The 19,528-nt window shown below is 62.3% G+C and carries 20 protein-coding genes; 14 read left to right on the forward strand and 6 right to left on the reverse strand.

All coding sequences use genetic code 11. The features are described 5' to 3' along the window. Positions 1-506: 506 nt before the first annotated feature. The 7 genes from AKL28_RS25325 to AKL28_RS19180 are packed head-to-tail and all read left to right on the forward strand — an operon-like array spanning position 507 to position 5,782. Positions 507-635, forward strand: coding sequence for a hypothetical protein (locus AKL28_RS25325; RefSeq protein WP_269432205.1), 129 nt, complete (start codon positions 507-509; stop codon positions 633-635). Next, positions 632-1,330, forward strand: coding sequence for an amino acid ABC transporter permease (locus AKL28_RS19155; protein ID WP_050469780.1), 699 nt, complete (start codon positions 632-634; stop codon positions 1,328-1,330). The genes AKL28_RS25325 and AKL28_RS19155 overlap by 4 nt, the downstream gene beginning before the upstream one ends. 1 nt (position 1,331) lies before the next feature. Beyond that, positions 1,332-2,036, forward strand: coding sequence for an amino acid ABC transporter permease (locus tag AKL28_RS19160; RefSeq protein WP_050469781.1), 705 nt, complete (start codon positions 1,332-1,334; stop codon positions 2,034-2,036). Beyond that, positions 2,036-2,764, forward strand: a complete 729-nt coding sequence (locus AKL28_RS19165; protein WP_050469782.1) for an amino acid ABC transporter ATP-binding protein — start codon at positions 2,036-2,038, stop codon at positions 2,762-2,764. Before AKL28_RS19160 ends, AKL28_RS19165 begins: the two co-directional genes overlap by 1 nt. A 44-nt stretch (positions 2,765-2,808) precedes the next feature. Continuing rightward, entirely contained in the window at positions 2,809-4,011 is a 1,203-nt protein-coding gene (locus AKL28_RS19170; RefSeq protein WP_050469784.1) for a pyridoxal phosphate-dependent aminotransferase, read from the forward strand. A gap of 42 nt (positions 4,012-4,053) precedes the next feature. Beyond that, positions 4,054-4,746 carry an RraA family protein gene (locus AKL28_RS19175; protein WP_050469785.1) on the forward strand — a complete coding sequence of 231 codons (693 nt, stop codon included), beginning with the start codon at positions 4,054-4,056 and terminating at the stop codon, positions 4,744-4,746. Continuing rightward, the gene (locus AKL28_RS19180; RefSeq protein ID WP_050469787.1) at positions 4,739-5,782 is read left to right on the forward strand and encodes an amidohydrolase family protein; all 1,044 of its coding nucleotides are present in this window, start codon (positions 4,739-4,741) and stop codon (positions 5,780-5,782) included. The genes AKL28_RS19175 and AKL28_RS19180 overlap by 8 nt, the downstream gene beginning before the upstream one ends. Before the next feature lie 15 nt (positions 5,783-5,797). Here the strand turns inward: AKL28_RS19180 and AKL28_RS19185 are convergent, their stop codons facing one another. Next, entirely contained in the window at positions 5,798-7,009 is a 1,212-nt protein-coding gene (locus AKL28_RS19185) for a LysR family transcriptional regulator (RefSeq protein WP_050469789.1), read from the reverse strand. 146 nt (positions 7,010-7,155) lie between these two features. On the opposite strand from AKL28_RS19185, the gene AKL28_RS19190 reads away from it, so the two are divergent. The 6 genes from AKL28_RS19190 to ligK all read left to right on the forward strand — a co-directional run bounded on the left by AKL28_RS19190 (position 7,156) and on the right by ligK (position 13,333). Next, a complete protein-coding gene (locus AKL28_RS19190) occupies positions 7,156-8,022 on the forward strand; it encodes an amidohydrolase family protein (RefSeq protein WP_050469790.1) in 867 nt (288 codons plus the stop codon). After that, entirely contained in the window at positions 8,019-8,927 is a 909-nt protein-coding gene (locus AKL28_RS19195) for a substrate-binding domain-containing protein (RefSeq protein WP_050469792.1), read from the forward strand. Before AKL28_RS19190 ends, AKL28_RS19195 begins: the two co-directional genes overlap by 4 nt. 140 nt (positions 8,928-9,067) lie before the next feature. Continuing rightward, entirely contained in the window at positions 9,068-10,396 is a 1,329-nt protein-coding gene (dctA, locus tag AKL28_RS19200) for a C4-dicarboxylate transporter DctA (RefSeq protein WP_050469793.1), read from the forward strand. 120 nt (positions 10,397-10,516) lie between these two features. Continuing rightward, complete coding sequence (locus tag AKL28_RS19205; RefSeq protein ID WP_050469795.1) at positions 10,517-11,545, forward strand: porin; 1,029 nt, start codon at positions 10,517-10,519, stop codon at positions 11,543-11,545. A 61-nt stretch (positions 11,546-11,606) separates the two neighbouring features. Further along, positions 11,607-12,632 carry an amidohydrolase family protein gene (locus AKL28_RS19210; RefSeq protein WP_050469797.1) on the forward strand — a complete coding sequence of 342 codons (1,026 nt, stop codon included), beginning with the start codon at positions 11,607-11,609 and terminating at the stop codon, positions 12,630-12,632. 17 nt (positions 12,633-12,649) lie between these two features. Next, positions 12,650-13,333, forward strand: coding sequence for a 4-carboxy-4-hydroxy-2-oxoadipate aldolase/oxaloacetate decarboxylase (gene ligK, locus AKL28_RS19215; RefSeq protein ID WP_050469799.1), 684 nt, complete (start codon positions 12,650-12,652; stop codon positions 13,331-13,333). Between the two features lie 43 nt (positions 13,334-13,376). On the opposite strand, the gene AKL28_RS19220 is transcribed toward ligK, so the two are convergent. From AKL28_RS19220 to AKL28_RS19240, 5 genes are all read right to left on the reverse strand, one after another. Continuing rightward, positions 13,377-13,877 carry a GNAT family N-acetyltransferase gene (locus AKL28_RS19220; RefSeq protein WP_050469801.1) on the reverse strand — a complete coding sequence of 167 codons (501 nt, stop codon included), beginning with the start codon at positions 13,875-13,877 and terminating at the stop codon, positions 13,377-13,379. A 46-nt stretch (positions 13,878-13,923) separates the two neighbouring features. Further along, positions 13,924-14,778 (reverse strand): isocitrate lyase/PEP mutase family protein, encoded by an 855-nt coding sequence (locus tag AKL28_RS19225; protein WP_050469803.1) that lies wholly within the window; start codon positions 14,776-14,778, stop codon positions 13,924-13,926. Between the two features lie 68 nt (positions 14,779-14,846). After that, complete coding sequence (locus AKL28_RS19230; RefSeq protein WP_082221579.1) at positions 14,847-16,175, reverse strand: MFS transporter; 1,329 nt, start codon at positions 16,173-16,175, stop codon at positions 14,847-14,849. 182 nt (positions 16,176-16,357) lie between these two features. Further along, positions 16,358-16,942, reverse strand: coding sequence for a flavin reductase family protein (locus AKL28_RS19235; protein WP_050469805.1), 585 nt, complete (start codon positions 16,940-16,942; stop codon positions 16,358-16,360). 147 nt (positions 16,943-17,089) lie between these two features. Then, positions 17,090-18,010: a dihydrodipicolinate synthase family protein gene (locus AKL28_RS19240; protein ID WP_050469807.1), complete on the reverse strand. Its 921-nt coding sequence runs from the start codon at positions 18,008-18,010 to the stop codon at positions 17,090-17,092. 150 nt (positions 18,011-18,160) lie between these two features. On the opposite strand from AKL28_RS19240, the gene AKL28_RS19245 reads away from it, so the two are divergent. Further along, the gene (locus AKL28_RS19245) at positions 18,161-19,126 is read left to right on the forward strand and encodes a LysR family transcriptional regulator (protein ID WP_050469809.1); all 966 of its coding nucleotides are present in this window, start codon (positions 18,161-18,163) and stop codon (positions 19,124-19,126) included. Positions 19,127-19,528 lie beyond the last annotated feature (402 nt).

The following is a 19,528-nucleotide window of genomic DNA, read 5'->3' on the forward strand; positions in this document are numbered from 1 at the left end:
CGATGAGATCCGTCGTCAGATTCCGGCCTGCCTGGAAGGCGACCGCTGGTTCCACAACGACATCCGGGCCGCGCATGACTTCGTGGTCAGCGGTTCGGTGCGCAATGCGGTGGTGGCGTCCATCGGGCAGTTCGTGTGAGGCGCTGTTTATCGTTGCAATAAAAACGCCCGGTCGTAACCGGCAATGCCGCTCAATTCAGATTGAGCGGCATTTTTTTTATGCTCTGGCCGGGTTGACCGATCATCATCCCATTCTGAAGAGATCCTGGATGCACAAGCTGATCGTGTGCTTTTGCGCCACAAAGTGCCGCACTAAAACCGAGCATTTCACCGTGAAATGCACTCAAGATGGGAGTGTCGGAGCGGTTTTCCGTGGATGTTGCACCGCATCGATTCATTCTCTAACTAGCTGAAAAATAAAGAAGAAATCCGCTTGTTTAAAAATCATAATGACATTATGATTTATTGAAATTGATCCGGTTGCCCGATTTGTAAAAGGATAGAAAATGAATTTGAAGTTCATCAATACGAGACGCCAGGGGCTGGCAACTGCCGCTGCCCAGGTCAAATCCTCCGCGGCGCATGCGGACCGCCCGGCCGATATCAAGGCGCGGCGCAAGGATGCGATGACATGATCCATCTCGACTTCAGCACGGTATTGCACGGGCAATACCTCGACTGGCTGATCGGCGGCGCCTTGACGACGCTGTGGCTGTTCGCCGCAGCATGGATTTGCGCCTTTACACTGGCCGTGCTCCTGGTGGCGCTGCGGGCCCTGGCGCTGCCGCCGCTGGAATGGCTGATCGCCGCCTACGTCAACTACCACCGCAACGTACCGGGCCTAGTGCAGATCTTCGTGTGGTACTTCGGTATTCCCGAGCTGCTGCCATCGTCGGTCACCGGATTCATCAACGACCACAACGGCGAGTTCATCTTCGCGCTGATCGCGCTGGCGCTGAATTCCGCGGCCTATATGTCGGAAGACTTGCGCAGCGGCCTCCGCTCCGTGGCGGCAACGCAAATGGAAGCAGCCCGTGCGCTGGGCCTGTCGTATGTGCAATCGATGCGCGACGTGTTGCTGCCGCAGGCGATCCGGGTTTCGGTGCCGCCGCTGGTCAACCAGTCGCTGTCCCTGTTCAAGTCGACCAGCCTGGCCATGGCGATCGGTGTGGCGGAGATGACCTATGCCAGCCGCCAGATCGAAAACGAGACCTATCGCACCTTCGAAACGTTTGCGCTGGCGTCGGCGTTCTACCTGTTGATGTCGTGGGCCATCATGGCGTTGGGCGCGTACTTCAACAATCGCCATTTGCAAGTGAAGGAGCGCTGACATGGGCGACCTCTACAACATCATCACCACTTACGGATTGCAGCTGCTGGTCGGCGAATTCCCGCACGGCCCGCTGGGTGGCCTGGCGCTGACGCTGATCCTGGCAGTGACCGGCCTGATCTGCGCATTCCCGCTGGCCGTGGCATGCGGCATTGCGCGCACCAGCTCGATCCGCTGGGTTTACCTGCCTGCCACCGCGGTGGTTCAGACCGTGCGCGGCTTGCCGGTGCTGATGCTGATCTTCTGGGCCTATTTCATTGTCCCCCTGATGATCGGCACCACCATTTCCGCCACCACCACCGTGATCTGCGCCCTGGTTGCCTATGAGACGGCGTTCCTGGGCGAGGTCATCAAGGCCGGCATCCAGGCGATACCGAAAGGGCAGGTCGAAGCCTCGCGCTCGCTGGGCATGAGCTACTTCAAGACACTGTGGGACGTGGTGCTGCCGCAGGCGCTGTTCAACATGATCCCGAGCATCCTCAACCAGTTGATTTCGCTGATCAAGAACACTTCGCTGGCTTACATCATCAGCGTCAACGAACTCACCTATTCGGCTTACCAGGTCAACGCGCAATTGCTGACCAAGCCCTTCCAGGTTTACTTCCTGCTGGCCATGACCTACTTCGCCATCTGCTACAGCCTGAGCTCGCTGGTCGGCCTGGTCGAGCGCCGCATCAAGCACAAACGTCAATTCAGGAGCGTGTGATGATCCGATTTAACAATGTCAATAAATGGTATGGCGACTATCACGCCTTGCGTAACATCAACGAGGAAATCAAGCGCGGCGAAGTGGTGATCGTGTGCGGGCCGTCCGGATCGGGAAAGTCCACGCTGATCCGCACCATCAACCGCCTGGAGCCGATCAACGACGGCCAGATCTACATCGATGGCCAGGATGTGCACGGCAGTGGCGTCGACATCAACAAACTACGCAGCCGCATCGGTTTTGTCTTCCAGTCGTTCAACCTGTTCCCGCACATGAGCGTGATGCGCAACGTCATGCTGGCCACCATGCGCGTGCTCAAGCTGTCCGACAAGGAGGCACGCGAAACCGCCATGGGCCTGCTTGAGAAAGTCGGCCTGGCAGGCAAGGCGGACGCTTATCCGGGGCAGCTTTCGGGCGGCCAGCAGCAGCGCGTGGCGATCGCCCGCGCGCTGGCCATGAAGCCGCCGGTGATGCTGTTCGATGAGCCGACTTCCGCACTCGACCCGGAGATGGTGGGCGAAGTGCTGCAAGTCATGAAGCAGCTGGCCTCGGAGGGCATGACCATGGTTTGCGTCACGCACGAAATGGGATTTGCGCGCGAAGTGGCCGACCGCCTGATCTTCATGGCCGATGGCGAAGTGCTGGAGCGCGCCACGCCGCAAGATTTCTTTGAACATGCGCAGCATCCGCGCGCGCAGAAATTCGTGGCCGACATCCGCCACGCCTGATACCGGCTCCATATCCACTTACCAATATTTACCAAGAGACCAACATGGCATTCATTTCCGATTCGCTGTCGCGCATCAAAGCTTCGGCAACCATTGCAATCAGCCAGAAGGCCCGCGAAATGCAGGCGCAAGGACGCAACGTCATCGCCCTGAGTTCCGGCCAGCCTGATTTCGATACCCCGGAAAATATCAAGCAAGCGGCCTATGCCGCCATCGCCCGCGGCGAGACGAAATACACTGCCGTGGCCGGCATCACCGAACTGCGCGAAGCCATCGTGGCCAAGTTCAAGCGGGAAAACCAGCTCGACTACAGCGTTGCGCAGACCATCGTTTCCAACGGCGGCAAGCAAGTCATCGCCAATGCCTTGATGGCCACCATCAATCCGGGCGACGAGGTGATCGTCCCGGCCCCGTACTGGGTCTCGTATCCGGAACTGGTGTCCCTGTTCGGCGGCGTTCCGGTCTTTGTGCCCACCGCCCGCGCCACCGGCTACAAGCTGCGCCCGGAAGATCTGGAAGCGGCAATCACGCCGCGTACCAAATGGCTGATGTTCAATTCTCCCTGCAACCCCAGCGGCGCCGCCTACACCCGCGCGGAGCTGGAAGCGCTGGCCGAGGTCGTGAAGCGCCATCCGCATGTCTGGATCCTGTCGGACGACATCTACGAACACCTGGTCTACGACGGCTTCACGTTCACCACGCCGGCGCAGGTCGCGCCCGAGCTGTACGACCGCACGCTGACCATGAATGGCGTGTCCAAGGCTTACGCGATGACCGGCTGGCGCATCGGCTATGCGGCTGGACCGCAGCAGTTGGTCAAGGCCATGGAGAAAATCCAGGGGCAGGTCACATCGGGCCCCAGCTCGGTGTCGCAGTGGGCGGCATTGGAAGCGCTGAGCGGTCCCCAGGATTACATCCACACCAGCCGCAAGGTGTTCGAGGAGCGCCGCAACCTGGTCGTGTCGCTGCTCAATGACGCCGAAGGCATCGATTGCCCGGTTCCGGAGGGCGCGTTCTATGTGTTCCCCTCTTGCGAACGCCTGATCGGCAAGCGCACCGAAGCGGGCAAGGTCATCGAGACCGACGAGGATTTCGTGTCCGCACTGCTGGAAGCCGAAGGCGTGGCGCTGGTGCACGGCAGCGCCTTTGGCCAAGGTCCCAATTTCCGCCTGTCGTATGCGGATGCGACCGAGCGCCTGCGCGAAGCCTGCACACGCGTCCAGCGCTTCTGCGCGACGCTGCGCTAAGCCGGCCGCGATTTCCAGGAATTGCTTACAGGAGCAGAGAAAATGACAACAGGATTCAGGATTCTCGAACGTCAGCGCAAGGTAGCCGATGACGTCGTGCAACAGTTTTCCGCCATCCCGGTGGCCAACATCAGCGACTCCATGTCGCGCATGACCGCCGGCGGCGCCCGCCTGCGTCCGCTGCATCGCGGTGGCAAGCTGGCCGGCGCGGCGATCACCGTGAAGTCGCGCCCCGGCGACAACCTGATGGTGCACAAGGCCCTCGATATGGCGGAGCCCGGCGACATCGTCGTGGTGGATGCCGGCGGCGACCTCTCGAATGCGATCATCGGCGAGCTGATGGTGGCCCACGCCATCCAGCGCAGGCTGGGCGGTATCGTCATCAATGGCGCCGTGCGCGATCTCGATGCCATCCAGTCCGGAACCTTCCCGGTATTCGCCGCCGGCGTGACGCATCGCGGCCCGTATAAGGACGGCCCAGGCGAGATCAACGTGCCCATCGCCATCGACGGCATGGTGATCGAGCCGGGCGACCTGGTGGTTGGCGACAGCGACGGCTTGCTATGCGTGGCCTACGGCGATATCGCTGCCGTCTATGCGGCAGCCAAGGCCAAGAACGACGCGGAAGCCGAGCAGATGGCCGCTATCGTCGCCGGCCGCAATGACCGCAGTTGGGTCGAAGCTTCATTGACCAAGCTGGGCTGCGAGTTCGTCCCGGCCAAAGCGTATGGCTGATGCAGTTTCTGCCCAATCTTCCCCGCACTTGCATGTGCGGGAGGACTGGCTCGCGCTGACGTGCGAAGAGGTACTGGAGCCGGACCTGCCCATCGTCGATGCCCACCATCACGTCTGGGATCGGGCGACCGGCCGCTACCTGTTCGATGAGCTGATGGCCGATATCGGCGCCGGCCACAATGTCATTGCCAGCATCTTCGTGCAATGCCGCTCGATGTATCGCGCGGATGGGCCGGACCGGATGAAGCCGGTCGGCGAGGTCGAGTTCATCAACGGCCTGGCGGCGCAATCGGCCTCCGGCCTGTATGGCCCGGCGCGTGCCTGTGCCGCTATCGTGGGTTTTGCGGACCTGATGCTGGGAGATGAGGTCGTCCCTGTGCTGGAAGCCCTCAAGCATGCCGGAAACGGCCGCCTGCGCGGCATTCGCAATACCACCGCATGGCATGCCGACCCGGCCATCCGGACCAATCCGATTCCGCCGCCGCCGGGCATGCTTGCCGATCCCCGTTTCCAGGCAGGCGCACGCCAATTGGCCCGGCACGATCTGTCGCTCGACATCTGGGCCTACCACACCCAGCTGGATGAGGTGTTGGCGCTGGCCAGGGCTTGCCCCGATACCCGTTTCGTTCTCGACCATGCCGGCGGACCGCTGGGCGCCGGCCCCTATGCGGGCAAGCGTGACGAGGTGATGCGCGAGTGGGAAGCGGCAATGCGCAGGATCGCGGCGCTGCCCAATGTCTGGCTGAAGCTGGGCGGCCTGGGCATGCCGGTGGGCGGGTGGGACTTCCATCTGCGCGCCGCACCGCCGACCTCGGCGGAACTGGCGCAAGCATGGCAGCCGTATGTGATGACTTGCATCGAACTGTTCGGCCCGCAGCGGTGCATGTTCGAAAGCAACTTCCCGGTGGACAAGGGAATGTTCGGCTACGTGAGCCTATGGAATGCATTCAAGCGCCTGACGATGGCGATGTCCGGGCCGGAGCGCGCCTCGCTTTTCAGCGCGTGCGCGCAAGAGGTGTACCGAATCGGGTTCTAAGTCCGGGGCGCTGTCTCAATGATCCATCCGGCACTGCTCCCGCAAATGCTCGATGAACGCCTGCTGCACCGGCGTCGCCAGCCAGTCGGCGCGAGTGGTGAAGCCGACGGTGCGCTCGGCCCTGGGCGGAACGACGTTGAGCGCCACCACGTTGTCGCGGTAATTGCCGTAGAGGATGTGGGAGCGCGAGAGCAGCGAGATGCAGTCGTTTTCTTCCAGCATGGCCATCATCATCGCCAATGAACTGGTCTCGACCACCACGCGCGGGCGCTGCGGCAGGGTGGCCAGCATCTGTTCGACCACCGTGCGGCGCGGCATGTCCTGCTGCGGCACTACCCAGCCATAGGCGGTGAGGTCTTTTTGGGAGATCGATTTGCGGCTGGCCAGGTCATGGCCGCGGCGCACCACTACGGCGTAGGGATCGGTGAACAATTCGGTTTCCGTCACACCGCCTTCCAGGCGCGGCTCGCGCAGCGCGCCGACGATGATATCCAGCTTGCCGAAACGCAGGTCCTCCAACAGCCGTGAATGCGCGCCTTCGCGAATGGTGACGGCGACATTGGGATATTCCTCCTGCAGCCGGCCGATGGTGCGCGCCAGCAGGCGCTGTGGCAGCAAGGGCAGCACCCCCACCGATACCTGGCCGCTGGCCAGCCCGCGCGCGGACACCAGTTCGACCGCAGCCTGGCTGATTTCATTGAAGGCGATGCTCAGTCGTCGCGCAAATTCGACTCCCATGGGATTGGCGGCGACGCTGTGCACGCGGCGCCGGTAGAGCGTCGCGCCGACGGTGGCTTCCAGTTCGCGGGCAGCGCGGTGCACAGCCGGCTGCGAGATCCCGAGATGGCGCGCGGCCTCCGCCGCCGAGCCCAGTTGCGCGATGGCGATATGGCAGCGCACCTGGGCATCGGTCAGGTGGCGGCAGACTGCGGCGGCGTCATGCGTGCGCGACCTGGCGCCGGCCAGCAGTTGGGCGACCGCGGCCTCGATCTGTTCCAGCATGCGCCGTACGCGTCGGTGCAGCAGGGCGCCTTCCTGCGTCAGGTCGCTGCCGCCATAGCCGCGTTCGAACAGCACCGCGCCGAAACCTTCCTCCAGTTTCTTGATCGCCAGGCTGACCGCAGGTTGCGTCAGGCCGACCGCCGCCGCCGCGTGGCTGATGCCGCCTTCGCGACAGACCGCATCGAACAGCGCCAGGCGGCGCAAGCGCAAACTCTCATCAGACATACATTTTCCATTCGACAAAGATCCATTTTTTATTATTAAGCTTAATATAAATTTATGGAATGTGGCGTAGATGAAATTAGTTAAATCTGAGCAGCTTCAATACACTTGGCCTACTTTTTAAGGCAAGGAAATATTGGAGCTTAACAATGTACGACATCGTCGATACGCACACCCACGCCATTTCGCCGGATCACGAGCGCTATCCGCTGGCGCCGGTCGGCGGCAAGCAGTCGGACTGGTCGGCGCACCGCCCGGCAGATTTTGAAAGCCTGCTGGCATCGATGGATGAGGCCGGCATCGCGCATGCGATGGTGGTACAGGCGTCCACCGCTTATGGCAACGACAACCGCTACGTGGTCGATGCGGTGACGGCCCATCCGGACCGTTTCTGCGGCGTGTTTTCCATCGACGTGCTGGCACCGGACGCAGTCGACAAGTTCAAGCACTGGCTGGCCGCAGGTTTGTCTGGCCTGCGCCTGTTCCTGACCGGTACCACCATGCCCGGCCAGGCCGGCTGGCTGGACGATCCGCGTTCCTACCCGGTGTGGGAATACGTGCAGGCCAACAATGTCTCGATTTGCCTGCAGATGACGGCGGCCGGCATTCCGGCGCTGCAGCGCATGCTGGACCTGTTTCCCAAGGTGCGCGTGTTGCTCGACCATCTGGCGCGGCCCGATCTGGCTGGCGGCCCGCCGTATGCCTCGGCGCAGCCGCTGTTCGACCTGGCGGCGCATCCCGGGGTCTATCTCAAGCTGACCAACCGCACCATTGCCGAAGCGGGGCGCGGCCTGTCGACGCCGCAAGCGTTCTTCCCCAAGGTGCTGGACGCGTTCGGCGCCAGCCGTATCGCCTGGGGATCGAACTTCCCGTCGGCGGAAGGCTCGCTGCAATCGCTGCTGGGACAAGCCAGGGCCGGCCTGTCGATGCTGTCCGAGGCCGACCTGAAATGGATCTTCGGCGATACCGCGCGCGCCATCTATCCCGAGCTCACGCGCATGGAGGCGGCCAAATGAAACTGGACAACGGCGTGCTGCACCTGAGCGCAGCGTTCAAGCAATACCCGCACACCGAAAAACTGATGCGCGGCGAAATCACGGTACCGGGTTTGCACCTGGACTGCCTGGACATCGAACCCATCCACCGCGCCTTTGCACCCATGGCGCGCACCCAGGCATATGACGTGAGCGAAATGGCCATCGTCACCTACCTGCAGGCCAAGGCCTACGGCAAGTCGCTGATCATGCTGCCTACGGTGCTGGCGGCGCGCCTGCAGCAAGGCTGCATCGTCTACAACAAGCGCCGCGATCCGCTAGGCGTGATCGACATGCCGGGCGCCCGGGTCGGCGTGCGCGCCTATACCCAGACTACCGGCATGTGGGTGCGCGCGATCCTGGACCAGACTTATGGTGTGCCGGCGGAGAAGATCGAATGGATCACCTTCGAAGGCGGCCACTTGCAGGAATACCAGGACCCAGCCTTCGTCACGCGCGCGCCGGCCGGCAAGGAAATGCTGCAGATGCTGCTGGACGGCGAGCTCGACGCCGCCGTCTTCGGCAACGACTTGCCCAGCCACGAAGACATCGCACCACTGATCCCCGACCATGTTGCAGCCGACAAGCTGTGGCACGAGCAGCATGGTTTCGTGCCCTACAACCACATCGCGGTGATGCACCGTGCCGTGGCCGAGGCGCGGCCGGACAGCGTGCGTGCGGTCTACAGCCTGCTGCGCCAGGGCAAGGATGCGGTAGCCGATCCCATCGCGCTGCGTAAGCGCGTGCCGGATGGGCTGGAAGCAATGCGTGGCCCGCTGGAACAGATCATCGGTTTTTGCGAACGGCAGCAACTGATGCCGCGTAAGATCGGCGTGGACGAAATCTTCGCCGACTGCCTGCACTACCTGGGCGCCGACGCGTACTGAAATTCATTATCCCGCAGACGCCAAACAGCTCTGCGACGACTGCGGTACCGCATAGCGGCGCCGCCTGTCGTTCCGAAGTCGCCAACAAGAGCGATATGGAAATCACCAGACCATCTTATAGAGGAGAGCACAACGTGGACATGAAAGATCTGCCCGTCCCACGACAGAAAACCCGGAAGCCGTTCTATCGCGACATTTCCTTCCAGGTCCTGGCCGGCATCGTCATCGGCGTAGTCGTCGGCCATTACTGGCCCGACATCGGCAAGGCTTCGCAACCGCTGGGCGACGCCTTCATCAAGCTGATCCAGATGGTGGTCGGCCCGGTCATCTTTTGCTCGGTCGTCAGCGGCATCGCCAATGCCGGCGACATGAAGAAAGTCGGGCGCGTGGCCGTCAAGGCGCTGATCTATTTCGAGGTGGTCACCTCGATCGCGCTGGTGATCGGCCTGGTCACCATCAACCTGCTGCAGCCCGGCGTGGGCATGAACATCGACGTCAACGCACTCGATACCGGAGCGGCCAACAACTACATCACGCAGGCGCACCATTTCGTCTCGACCAGCACCTTCCTGCTCAACCTGATCCCCAAGACCATGGTCTCGGGCTTTGCCAACGGCGACATCCTGCAGATCCTGTTCGTGTCGGTGCTGTTCGGCTTCGGCCTGGCCGCCGCCGGGGATCGCGCCAGGCCCATGCTCAATGTACTGGATAGCTTCGCGCAGGGCGTGTACTGGATCATCGGGCTGGCGATGAAGGTCTCGCCGATCGCCGCCTACGGCGCCATCGCCTTCACCGTCAGCAGGTTCGGCGTCGGCTCGCTGGTGTCGTTGGGCAAGCTGGTGGGGGAGTTCTACCTGACCTGTTTGCTGTTCTTCGTGCTGGTGCTGTGGCCGGTGGCGCATTTCAGTGGTTTTTCCTTGCTCAAGCTGATGCGCTACATCCGTTCCGAATTGTTGCTGGTACTGGGTACCAGCTCGTCCGAAAGCGTGTTCCCGCAACTGCTGCGCAAGCTGGAGCAGCTGGGCTGCGAAAAATCGGTAGTGGGCCTGGTGCTGCCCGGCGGCTATTCGTTCAACCACGACGGCACCTGCCTGTACTTCGCCGCAGTGTCCGTGTTCCTGGCGCAGGCTACCAATACGGCGCTGGGCTGGGAGCAGCAGATCGGGCTGCTGATGGTGCTGCTGATCACGTCCAAGGGTGGCGCGGGCGTGGCAGGTTCGGCCATCGCCGTGCTGGCTGCAACGCTGGCGGCGACCAATGCGATCCCGGTGTCGTCGATCGCGATCATCCTTGGCGTGCATCGCCTGCTGTCTTCTGCTTTCGTGTTCGTCAACATCACTGGCAACGCAGTGGCTACCGTGGTCGTCGCAAGGTGGGAGAAGGCGCTCGATAGCGTCAGGCTGCAAGCTGAACTGGAAACGGGTTATATCGAACCTGAAGTCGCCATCCGGACGGTGGCCACGCACTGACCCGCTCCAGCCATTGAGTACCGGGCCGGCGGCAAGAACCGGTCCGGCTGTTGCAAACAACAACCATAAACCAATAACCAACCAGACCGAATGCCCTGGGGCATGCGGGGGAGACCACTCATGAAAAAATTTGCCTTTACCTGTGCCGCGATCGCCATGTCGGCGCCTCTGATGCATGCAGCGCATGCGCAAACCAACATTACCATCTTCGGTACCGTCGACGGCGGCGTGCGCTACCAGACCAACGCCAACAACGCTGGCGGCAGCAAGGTGTTCATGGGGACCAATGGCTGGAACAGTTCCAACAAGCTGGATATCGCCGGCACGGAAGACCTGGGCAACGGCATGCAGGCGCACTTCCTGCTGGAAAACGGATTCAACCTGGCCACCGGGGCGCTCGACAATACCACCAACACGCTGTTCAACCGGCAATCCTTTGTCGGCATCAAGGGCAATTTCGGTTCCATCGACATGGGACGCCAGTACACCATCGCCCACGACTTCATTGCGGACTACGATCCGTTCCACTTCAACTACACCTCGCTGATTCCGCTGACCCAGGCGTCCAGCGGCACGCGCTTTTCCAACGACATCAAATACACCGGCGAATTCGGCGGCTTCAAGTTAGAACTGGAAAATTCCTTTGGTGAGAATGCCGGTAGCTTCAACAACGGCTCGGCGCGCGGTGTGGGCCTGCAGTACTACGCCGGAGACTTGACCGTGGGCGCGTCGTATAACCGGCGCTTCGTCGCGGTTGGTACGGCCTTTCGCAATGAAGACTATTATCTGGCTGGTATCGCGTACAAGATCGGCAGCTTCGGCATTTCCGGCGGCTACATGATCGACACTATCGAGATGCCGGCCAATACCGCCAATACCGTCACGCGCAACATCTTTGGCGGCGCCAGCTATTCCTTCAACGACCGCGTCAAGCTGACCGGCGGCTTCTACAAGACCGCAGTGTCGACCGACCGGGCGCAGAGCAAGAACATGACCATCGTCGGTCTGGACTACTTCCTGTCCAAGCGCACCAAGCTGTATGTCGAAGCCGACTACAACAAGTATCGCTCGGCGGTCGTTTCCACCCTGAATACCGCGGGGGTGGGGCATCAGATGGCCTATACCGTCGGCATCAACCACCGCTTCTAGTTTTCGGCGTGGCTGCCCCTGAGCGGGTGGCCTGCCGTTTTTTTTCATCAGGAGAATCCGCATGATCATCGATTGCCACGGCCACTACACGACAGCGCCCAAGGCGCTGGAAGACTGGCGCAACCGGCAGATCGCCAACCTGAAGACGCCGGAACTGGGGCCCAAACCGTCCGAACTCAGGATCAGCGACGACGAGCTGCGCGAATCGATCGAGGGCAACCAGTTGCGCCTGATGAAGGAACGCGGCGCCGACCTGACCATCTTCTCGCCGCGCGCCAGCTTCATGGCGCATCACATCGGCGACCTGAATACCAGCCAGACCTGGGCGGCGATCTGCAATGAACTTTGCTACCGCGTCTCGCAACTGTTCCCGGAGCACTTCATTGGCGCGGCCATGCTGCCGCAGTCGCCGGGCGCGGATATCCGCACCTCGATTGCCGAGCTGGAGAAGTGCGTCAGGGAGTACGGCTTCGTCGGCGTGAACCTGAACCCGGACCCGTCCGGTGGTCACTGGACGTCGCCGCCGCTGTCTGACCGCTCGTGGTATCCGCTATACGAGAAGATGGTGGAGCTGGAGGTGCCGGCCATGATCCACGTCAGCACCAGTTGCAACACTTGCTTCCATACGACCGGCGCGCACTACCTGAATGCCGACACCACCGCCTTCATGCAATGCCTCACCAGCGACTTGTTCAAGGACTTTTCGACACTGAAGTTCCTGATCCCGCACGGCGGCGGCGCGGTGCCTTACCATTGGGGCCGTTTCCGTGGACTGGCGCAGGAGATGAAGAAGCCGCTGCTGAAGGATCATCTGTTGAACAACATCTTCTTCGACACCTGCGTGTACCACCAACCGGGCATCGACTTGCTGACCAAAGTGATCCCGGTGGACAACGTGCTGTTCGCTTCCGAAATGATCGGCGCGGTGCGCGGCATTGATCCGGAGACTGGGCATTACTACGACGACACCAAACGCTACATCCAGGCCGCCGCGTTGAGCGACGAGGAGCGCGGCAAGATCTTCGAAGGTAATGCGCGCCGTGTGTATCCGCGGCTGGATGCCGCACTCAAGAGCAAAGGACTGTAAGCATGAGTACTCCATCGATGAACCAACTGGGTATCGTCAAGCGCAATATCGAACGCGCCGACGCGGCAGCCGTCGAGAAGCTCTCGCGCTTCGGCGTGGCCACCATCCATGAGGCGATGGGGCGTGTGGGCCTGATGAAGACCCACATCCGTCCTGCCTATGCCGGTGCTGCCTTGTGCGGTACGGCGGTGACTGTGCTGCTGCAACCGGGCGACAACTGGATGCTGCACGTGGCGGCCGAGCAGATCAGGCCGGGCGATGTAGTGGTGGCGGCCTGCACTACCGACAACGAAGACGGTTTCTTTGGCGACCTGCTGGCCACGTCCTATCGCGCGCAAGGCGCCAAGGGGTTGGTGATCGACGGCGGCGTGCGCGATGTGAAGGACCTGCAGCAAATGGAGTTCCCGGTGTTTTCGCGCGCCATCAGCGCCAAGGGTACGGTCAAGGCTACGCTGGGCTCAGTCAATATTCCGGTGGTTTGTGCCGGCACCTTGGTCAATCCGGGTGATGTGGTGGTGGCTGATGCCGATGGCGTGGTAGTGGTGCCGGCCGCCATCGCGCAGCGGGTGGCCGATGCTGCCGAGGCACGGGAAAATAACGAGGCCGACAAGCGCGCGAAGTTGGCGGCCGGTGTGCTCGGGCTCGACATGTACAAGATGCGGGAGCCGCTGGAAGCGGCCGGGCTCAAGTATGTCGACTGAATGGAAATGTCAGGCGCCATGATCGCGCACTGTTTCGACATTGCTACTGAGTCTTCAGCGGATTCGCGAGCTTCCGCTCCCGTACGATTCGGTAGCCGCCTGACAAATAATTTTGAAGGGCGTTGGGGTGATCGTCGGTTGCCGTGTGCAGCCAGACTTTCGGCGCCCCGGTCTTGAACGCTTGCAGTGTCGCAGCAGTCAGCAGGTCACGGCCTAGCCGCTGGCCGCGATACGATGGCAGTAATCCGAAGCCCTCGATCTTCGCGCCTCGACTGAACTCGGTAAGTTCGAAACACCCGGCTTCCTGCCCTGACACCCGTGCGATCCAAAAGGACACGTTCGGCTGTTCGAGATGCGTTTGCCACCGCGCGAGATTCCAGCGAGCGCGCTCAGTCCAGAATCCGGCCCCCACCTGGGACCAGAGGCGCATGCACAGCGCCACATCCGGCCATTGCGCGCGGATTGTCTCGAAGTTCTTTGCCTGAGACGCCCTCGGAAGGAATGTGGCAGGTTGGCACTCGAGCATGAAGCTGCGGTGATGCATCAGGTGCCCCCGATAAAGTTCATAACGCGCTCTAGGCAGCCAATGCTTACTGGCTGTTCACATTCGCAAATTCAATAGTAGCAGGCCCCAGTACCGACTCGTAATCGGCTATCGTCACCGAGCCCGATGGTACGCCGAAGGCGCTGCCGGTGGCACGGATATGCTCGGCCAGGCGCTGCATCATATGGGTATAGGCCAGCGTCGCCGAGATCGGGAAACTCAGCAAGCGGAAACCCAGGCGTTCGAACTGTGCGGCGTTCATCGGCGGCGTCTTGCCGTCGACCGCATTGAACATCAGCGGTGCGTCGATGGCCGACAGTACGCGCCGCATTTCTTCTTCCGATTGCAGCATCTCCAGCAGCACCAGGTCGGCGCCGGCAGCGGCGTAGGCCTGGCCGCGTGCGATCGCCTCGTCCAGCCCGAGCGGGATGCGGGCGTCGCTGCGGCCGATGATCAGGAAATCGGCGCTCTTGCGCGTGGCGACCGCAATGCGGATCTTCTCTGCATGTTCTTCCTTCGATACCAATGCCAGGCCCTTCATGGCGCCGCATTTCTTGGGCGTGACCTGGTCTTCCAGGTGGATCGCCTGCACGCCGGCGGCTTCATAGCTCTGCACCGTGCGCACCACGTTGTTGAGGTTACCGTAGCCGGTATCGGCATCGGCGATCACCGGCACATCAACCGCGGCGGCGAAGGCGCGTCCGCGTTCCACCATCTCGCTCATGCCGAGCAGGCCGATATCGGGTGCGCCCAGGAGGCTGGCCGAGAGCCCGTTGCCGGTCATGTACACGGCTTCGAAACCGGCCTGCTGGTAGATGCGCGCGCCCAGCGCGTCGTGGCAGCCGGGCGCCACCACGATGCCGGGCTGGCGCAGGCGTTGGGCCAATGAGCTTGTTGTCATGTCGTTCCTGCAAAAATAAAAAGGCGCCGGCCGGCGTGCGTCCGGCGCCAGGCTCACATTAGTCTTGCTTAGCCTTCGGCCCTGTCGTTACGCATTTTCAGCGTGAGGCACAGGAAGAAGCCGATGATCGGGCTCATTGCCAGCACCAGCAGGGCAGTCGAGAAGCTTTGCGTGCTTTCGCGGATCCAGCCGACCAGGTAGGGGCCGACGAAGCCGCCGATCTGGGCGAAGCCGTTGATCATGGCGATGCCGCCGGCAGCAGCGGCGCCGGCCAGGAATTGCGTGGGCAGCGTCCAGAACACGCCCAGCGTAGCCCACAATCCCATCGCGGCGATGCACAGCAGCACCAGGCCCAGCAGCGGCGAAGGCGCCAGCGCGCTGGCGGCCAGGAACACGCCGCCGCACAGGCCGGCACAGGCCGTGTGCAGCTTGCGCTCGCCGGTGCGATCCGAGCTGCGCGCCACCAGGATCAGGCCGACGGCGGCGCAGATGAAGGGGATGGCGGCGACCATGCCGGTCTGGAAGTTGTTCAGGCCGCCCAGGCTCTTGACGATCTGCGGCAACCACAGCACCACACCGTAGATCGCCACGGCGTTGAACATGTAGATCAGCGTCAGGATCCACATGCGCGGGTCGCGGAAGATGGTGGCGAAATCATGCTGGGCATGCGAGGCATTGCTTTCCTGTTCGGCCGCCAGGGTGGAGGTGAGCCATTGGCGCTCCTCGGCGTCCAGCCACTTGCCTTGTTCGGGGCGGTCCACCAGGTAAAACAGCGTCACCACGCCCATGATCACCGCCGGCAGGCCTTCCAGGATGAACATCCATTGCCAGCCCGACATGCCGGCCCAGCCGTGGGTGGAGCTAAGCAGGTAACCCGACAGCGGCGCGCCGACCACCGACGACAGCACGGTGGCGAGCATGAAGCCGGCCACGGCTTTGCCGCGTTCCTTTTTCGGGAACCAGTAGGTCATGTACAGCAGCACGCCCGGTGCGAAGCCGGCTTCGGCCAGCCCCAGCAGGAAGCGCAGTGCATAGAAGCTGAGCGGCCCTTCGATGGCCGCCATGGCGCAGCCGACCAGGCCCCAGGTGATCATGATGCGGGCGATCCAGATGCGTGGGCCGACCCGGTGCAGGATCATGTTGCTGGGGATCTCGAAGGCGATGTAGCCGAGGAAGAAGATCCCGGCCCCCAGCCCGTAGACCTTGGCCGACAGCCCCAGGTCGGCGTTCATCGTCAGCGCGGCGAAGCCGACGTTGACCCGGTCCAGGTAGTTGATCATGAAGAGGAAGAAGCAGTACCAGACGATCTTGCGGTGCAGCTTGCTGATGACGCGCTTGCCGACGGCGGACTCGCCGTCTTCCGGCCGCATGGCGGCAGCCATGTTGGCGTAGGACATGTTGTCTCCTTTGATTTTGATAGTTGTCAGGCAGACATGCCATTTGCCGCACTTCTGCCCGCGCCCGGGCGTGTGTTTGTTGTAGTGCTCCGGGCTCGGGGGATTATACGAGATCGTGTCAAAGGTAAAAAGGTATTACCACATGACGGTGCGGTGTTTTATCGCATTGTGGCGATGAGGGCTTACTTGCTCACTGGAAATGTAGCTTGTACCTGATTGCCGGCAACGACGAACTTGCCGGCGCCGAGGTGGTGCAGCGTGTGCAGCGCTACATTCTGGTCGGTGAAATCCCAGTGGCCGTTGTCGAAGATGCGCGCGTCGGCGCCGGCCGAGACCACCTCGCCGAAGAAGGTGTCGTAGGCGCTTTCGGTATGCGTTTCCCTGATCCAGCGGCATTCCAGCCAGGCGGCGCAACCCTGTTCCAATATCGGCATGCCCAATACGGGGCCGGCGGCGGCATCGATGCCGTAGTGCGCGAACTTGTCCATGTCGCGTCCGCTTTCGCTTCCCACTGCATAGGTCAGGTCCATCAATGCAGCACCCGGCACGCAAATGCCAAAGGCGCCGGCGCCGGTGATCAGTTCGCGCGTGTAGGTGCTCTTGTCGATCACTATCGCGATGCGTGGCGGCGTGAATTCCACCGGCATCGACCAGGCCGCGGCCATGATGTTGCGCCGTCCGCCGTGGGCGGCGGTGACGAGCACGGTCGGGCCGTGGTTGATCAGGCGGCTGGCGTGGTGAAGTTCGACGGGGCGGAAGTGGCTCAATGCAATCTCCTGTATCTGGCAGCGAAAAACGGCAGGATGACACAGTTCGCTGCGACGCGTTTTGCTGCGATCGATGGCGCGTGGCAGTGAACAGGTCCCAATAAAAAACGGGAGCCATCGGCTCCCGTTTTTTCGTTGCACGCAGCCTTACTTGCCCCAGGTCAGCACCAGCGGATTGAGCCGGCGCGCCACGCGCAGCAGGCCTTCGCGCACCTTGGGGTGCATCGGCGGTTGCGGATGGCGCAGCATGTCGGACTTGATCACGCCGCCTTCGAGCATCAGCGCCTTGCAGGCGGCCAGGCCGCATTGGCGGTTCTCGTAGTTGATCAGCGGCAGCCAGTTCATGTACAGCTCGGCGGCCTTCTCGGTGTCGCCGGCGAAATAGGCATCGACGATCTTGCGGATGCCGTCCGGGTAACCGCCGCCGGTCATGGCGCCGGTGGCGCCGGCATCCAGGTCGGGGATCAGGGTGATGGCTTCCTCGCCGTCCCACGGGCCGACGATGGCGTCGCCGCCCAGTTCGATCAGGTCGCGCAGCTTGGAAGCGGCGCCGGCAGTCTCGATCTTGAAGTAGGAGACGTTTTCGATTTCCTTGGCCATCTTCGCCAGGAAGGGCGCCGACAGCGGTGTGCCGGCTACCGGCGCGTCCTGGATCATGATCGGGATGTCGATGGCGGCGGAGACGCGGTCATAGAATTCGTAGGTCTGCTTTTCCGACACGCGGAAGGTGGCGCCGTGGTACGGCGGCATCACCATCACCATGGCGGCACCGGCGTCCTGCGCGGCGCGGCTGCGTTCGGCGCAGATCTGGCTGCCGTAGTGGGTGGTGGTGACGATCACCGGTACGCGGCCGGCGACGTGATCCAGCACGGTGTTCTGCACCTGGGTGCGCTCCTCGTCGGACAGCACGAACTGTTCCGAGAAGTTGGCCAGGATGCAGAGGCCATCGGAGCCGGCGTCGATCATGAAGTCGATGGCGCGCTTCTGGCCTTCGAGGTCGAGCTTGCCGTTCTGGTCGAAAATGGTCGGGGCGACGGGGAATACGCCGCGGTAGATGGGGGTGCTCATGGTGTCTCCGCTTGTGTTTGGGGTGGGGCTGGCCGGACGCCTGTGCTCCGGATGGCGACGAATATACGTCCGGCGGCTGGGGCTGTATAGTGAAGACTTTCCATCATGTGATCGCTTTTGCGACTCACCCTCCATTTCGCCGCCAATCCCATGAAACCCGCCTCCAGCCAGCAGAACCTCAACGGCCTCCTGTCACGCCTGCGCATGAAGCAGCTCCAGTTGCTGATCGCGCTGGATGACCACAAGTCCCTGCACAAAGCCTCCAACGCGCTGGCCATGACGCAATCGGCCGCCAGCAAGTCGCTGGCCGAACTGGAGGCGGTGCTGGAGGCGCAATTGTTCGAGCGCACCCGAACCGGGCTGATCCCCAACCAGTTCGGCCATTGCGTGATCCGCTACGCGCGCCTGATGGCGACCGACCTGGGCGCCCTGTGCGAGGAAATGGCGCAAATCCGCTCCGGCCGCGGCGGCCGGCTGGCCATCGGCGCGGTGATGGGGGCGGTGCCGGAGCTGGTGGTGCCGGCCGTCAACGCGCTGCACAAGACCCATCCCGAGCTTTCCATCGACATCATCGAAGACACCAGCGTGCACATGCTGGGCTTGCTGGACGATGGCCACATCGACTTGCTGCTGGGGCGCTCCAGCGTGTCGGACAACCCCGGCAAATACTACTACCAACCGTTGTCTGACGAACCTTTGTCGGTGGTGGTGTCGAGCGAGCATCCGCGCCTGCGCAGCAAGTCGGTCAGCCTGGCCGACCTGCGGGGTTACCGCTGGGTCACCTATCCCAGCCATATGCCGCTGCGGGCGGTGCTGGAGCGTGAGTTCGACCTGGCCGGTCTGGACCTGCCGGCCGGCGCCATTGCCACCGCTTCCACTTTCGTGACGGTGGCGGTGCTGCGCCAGGCCAGCGACACGGTTGCCATCCTGCCCACCAGCGTGGCCGGCATGTTCGTCGACAGCGGCGTGCTGCGCATCCTGCCGGTGGCGCTGAAGTCGGTGTCGCAGACCATCGGCATCGTCACACGCAAGGGCGGCGAGCTGTCGCCGGCGGCGCGTTCCTTCGTGCAGCTGCTGCTGGAAGAAGGGGGCGGGCGCAAGCCGGCCGTTGCCTGACTCCCCGCTTCATCCGTTATCCGCCGGCAGGATAACGGCCTGCACCGGAACGACCGGAAGGCAATACCTCCATTGCCGTTGTCCTGACGAAAGTCAGGATCCGGCGTCGTTCGCGGTGCACTCACAACCCCCGCACTTTTCTCCCTCTCTTCCTTTTTCCGAACGAAATCCAGATGCCGTGTTGCCATCCGGCATCCTCGCCCGCGTTCATCTTTCGCATGCAAAAAATTAATCAATTGCTGAAAAAGTAAACTGGTATAGTGATGATACCAGTTGTGAGAGGGCGTCTTTTGTAAGGGAAAGACACCGCAACCGGTCATAACAGCGCACAGCGCGGCAACACAGGCATCAAGAAGCAGAAGAAATAAAAGACGGCAGCCAGGCGAGCGCAGGCGTTCGCAG

This window comes from Herbaspirillum chlorophenolicum (assembly GCF_001189955.1).
Lineage (GTDB): Bacteria > Pseudomonadota > Gammaproteobacteria > Burkholderiales > Burkholderiaceae_D > Herbaspirillum > Herbaspirillum chlorophenolicum.

What these genes read in the sequence shown, in the direction of transcription:
- AKL28_RS25325 (WP_269432205.1), top strand. Translation starts at nt 507, where the DNA reads ATGAATTTGAAGTTCATCAATACGAGACGCCAGGGGCTGGCAACTGCC.
- AKL28_RS19155 (WP_050469780.1), top strand. Translation starts at nt 632, where the DNA reads ATGATCCATCTCGACTTCAGCACGGTATTGCACGGGCAATACCTCGAC.
- AKL28_RS19160 (WP_050469781.1), top strand. Translation starts at nt 1,332, where the DNA reads ATGGGCGACCTCTACAACATCATCACCACTTACGGATTGCAGCTGCTG.
- AKL28_RS19165 (WP_050469782.1), top strand. Translation starts at nt 2,036, where the DNA reads ATGATCCGATTTAACAATGTCAATAAATGGTATGGCGACTATCACGCC.
- AKL28_RS19170 (WP_050469784.1), top strand. Translation starts at nt 2,809, where the DNA reads ATGGCATTCATTTCCGATTCGCTGTCGCGCATCAAAGCTTCGGCAACC.
- AKL28_RS19175 (WP_050469785.1), top strand. Translation starts at nt 4,054, where the DNA reads ATGACAACAGGATTCAGGATTCTCGAACGTCAGCGCAAGGTAGCCGAT.
- AKL28_RS19180 (WP_050469787.1), top strand. Translation starts at nt 4,739, where the DNA reads ATGGCTGATGCAGTTTCTGCCCAATCTTCCCCGCACTTGCATGTGCGG.
- AKL28_RS19185 (WP_050469789.1), bottom strand. Translation starts at nt 7,009, where the DNA reads ATGTCTGATGAGAGTTTGCGCTTGCGCCGCCTGGCGCTGTTCGATGCG.
- AKL28_RS19190 (WP_050469790.1), top strand. Translation starts at nt 7,156, where the DNA reads ATGTACGACATCGTCGATACGCACACCCACGCCATTTCGCCGGATCAC.
- AKL28_RS19195 (WP_050469792.1), top strand. Translation starts at nt 8,019, where the DNA reads ATGAAACTGGACAACGGCGTGCTGCACCTGAGCGCAGCGTTCAAGCAA.
- dctA (WP_050469793.1), top strand. Translation starts at nt 9,068, where the DNA reads ATGAAAGATCTGCCCGTCCCACGACAGAAAACCCGGAAGCCGTTCTAT.
- AKL28_RS19205 (WP_050469795.1), top strand. Translation starts at nt 10,517, where the DNA reads ATGAAAAAATTTGCCTTTACCTGTGCCGCGATCGCCATGTCGGCGCCT.
- AKL28_RS19210 (WP_050469797.1), top strand. Translation starts at nt 11,607, where the DNA reads ATGATCATCGATTGCCACGGCCACTACACGACAGCGCCCAAGGCGCTG.
- ligK (WP_050469799.1), top strand. Translation starts at nt 12,650, where the DNA reads ATGAACCAACTGGGTATCGTCAAGCGCAATATCGAACGCGCCGACGCG.
- AKL28_RS19220 (WP_050469801.1), bottom strand. Translation starts at nt 13,877, where the DNA reads ATGCATCACCGCAGCTTCATGCTCGAGTGCCAACCTGCCACATTCCTT.
- AKL28_RS19225 (WP_050469803.1), bottom strand. Translation starts at nt 14,778, where the DNA reads ATGACAACAAGCTCATTGGCCCAACGCCTGCGCCAGCCCGGCATCGTG.
- AKL28_RS19230 (WP_082221579.1), bottom strand. Translation starts at nt 16,175, where the DNA reads ATGTCCTACGCCAACATGGCTGCCGCCATGCGGCCGGAAGACGGCGAG.
- AKL28_RS19240 (WP_050469807.1), bottom strand. Translation starts at nt 18,010, where the DNA reads ATGAGCACCCCCATCTACCGCGGCGTATTCCCCGTCGCCCCGACCATT.
- AKL28_RS19245 (WP_050469809.1), top strand. Translation starts at nt 18,161, where the DNA reads ATGAAACCCGCCTCCAGCCAGCAGAACCTCAACGGCCTCCTGTCACGC.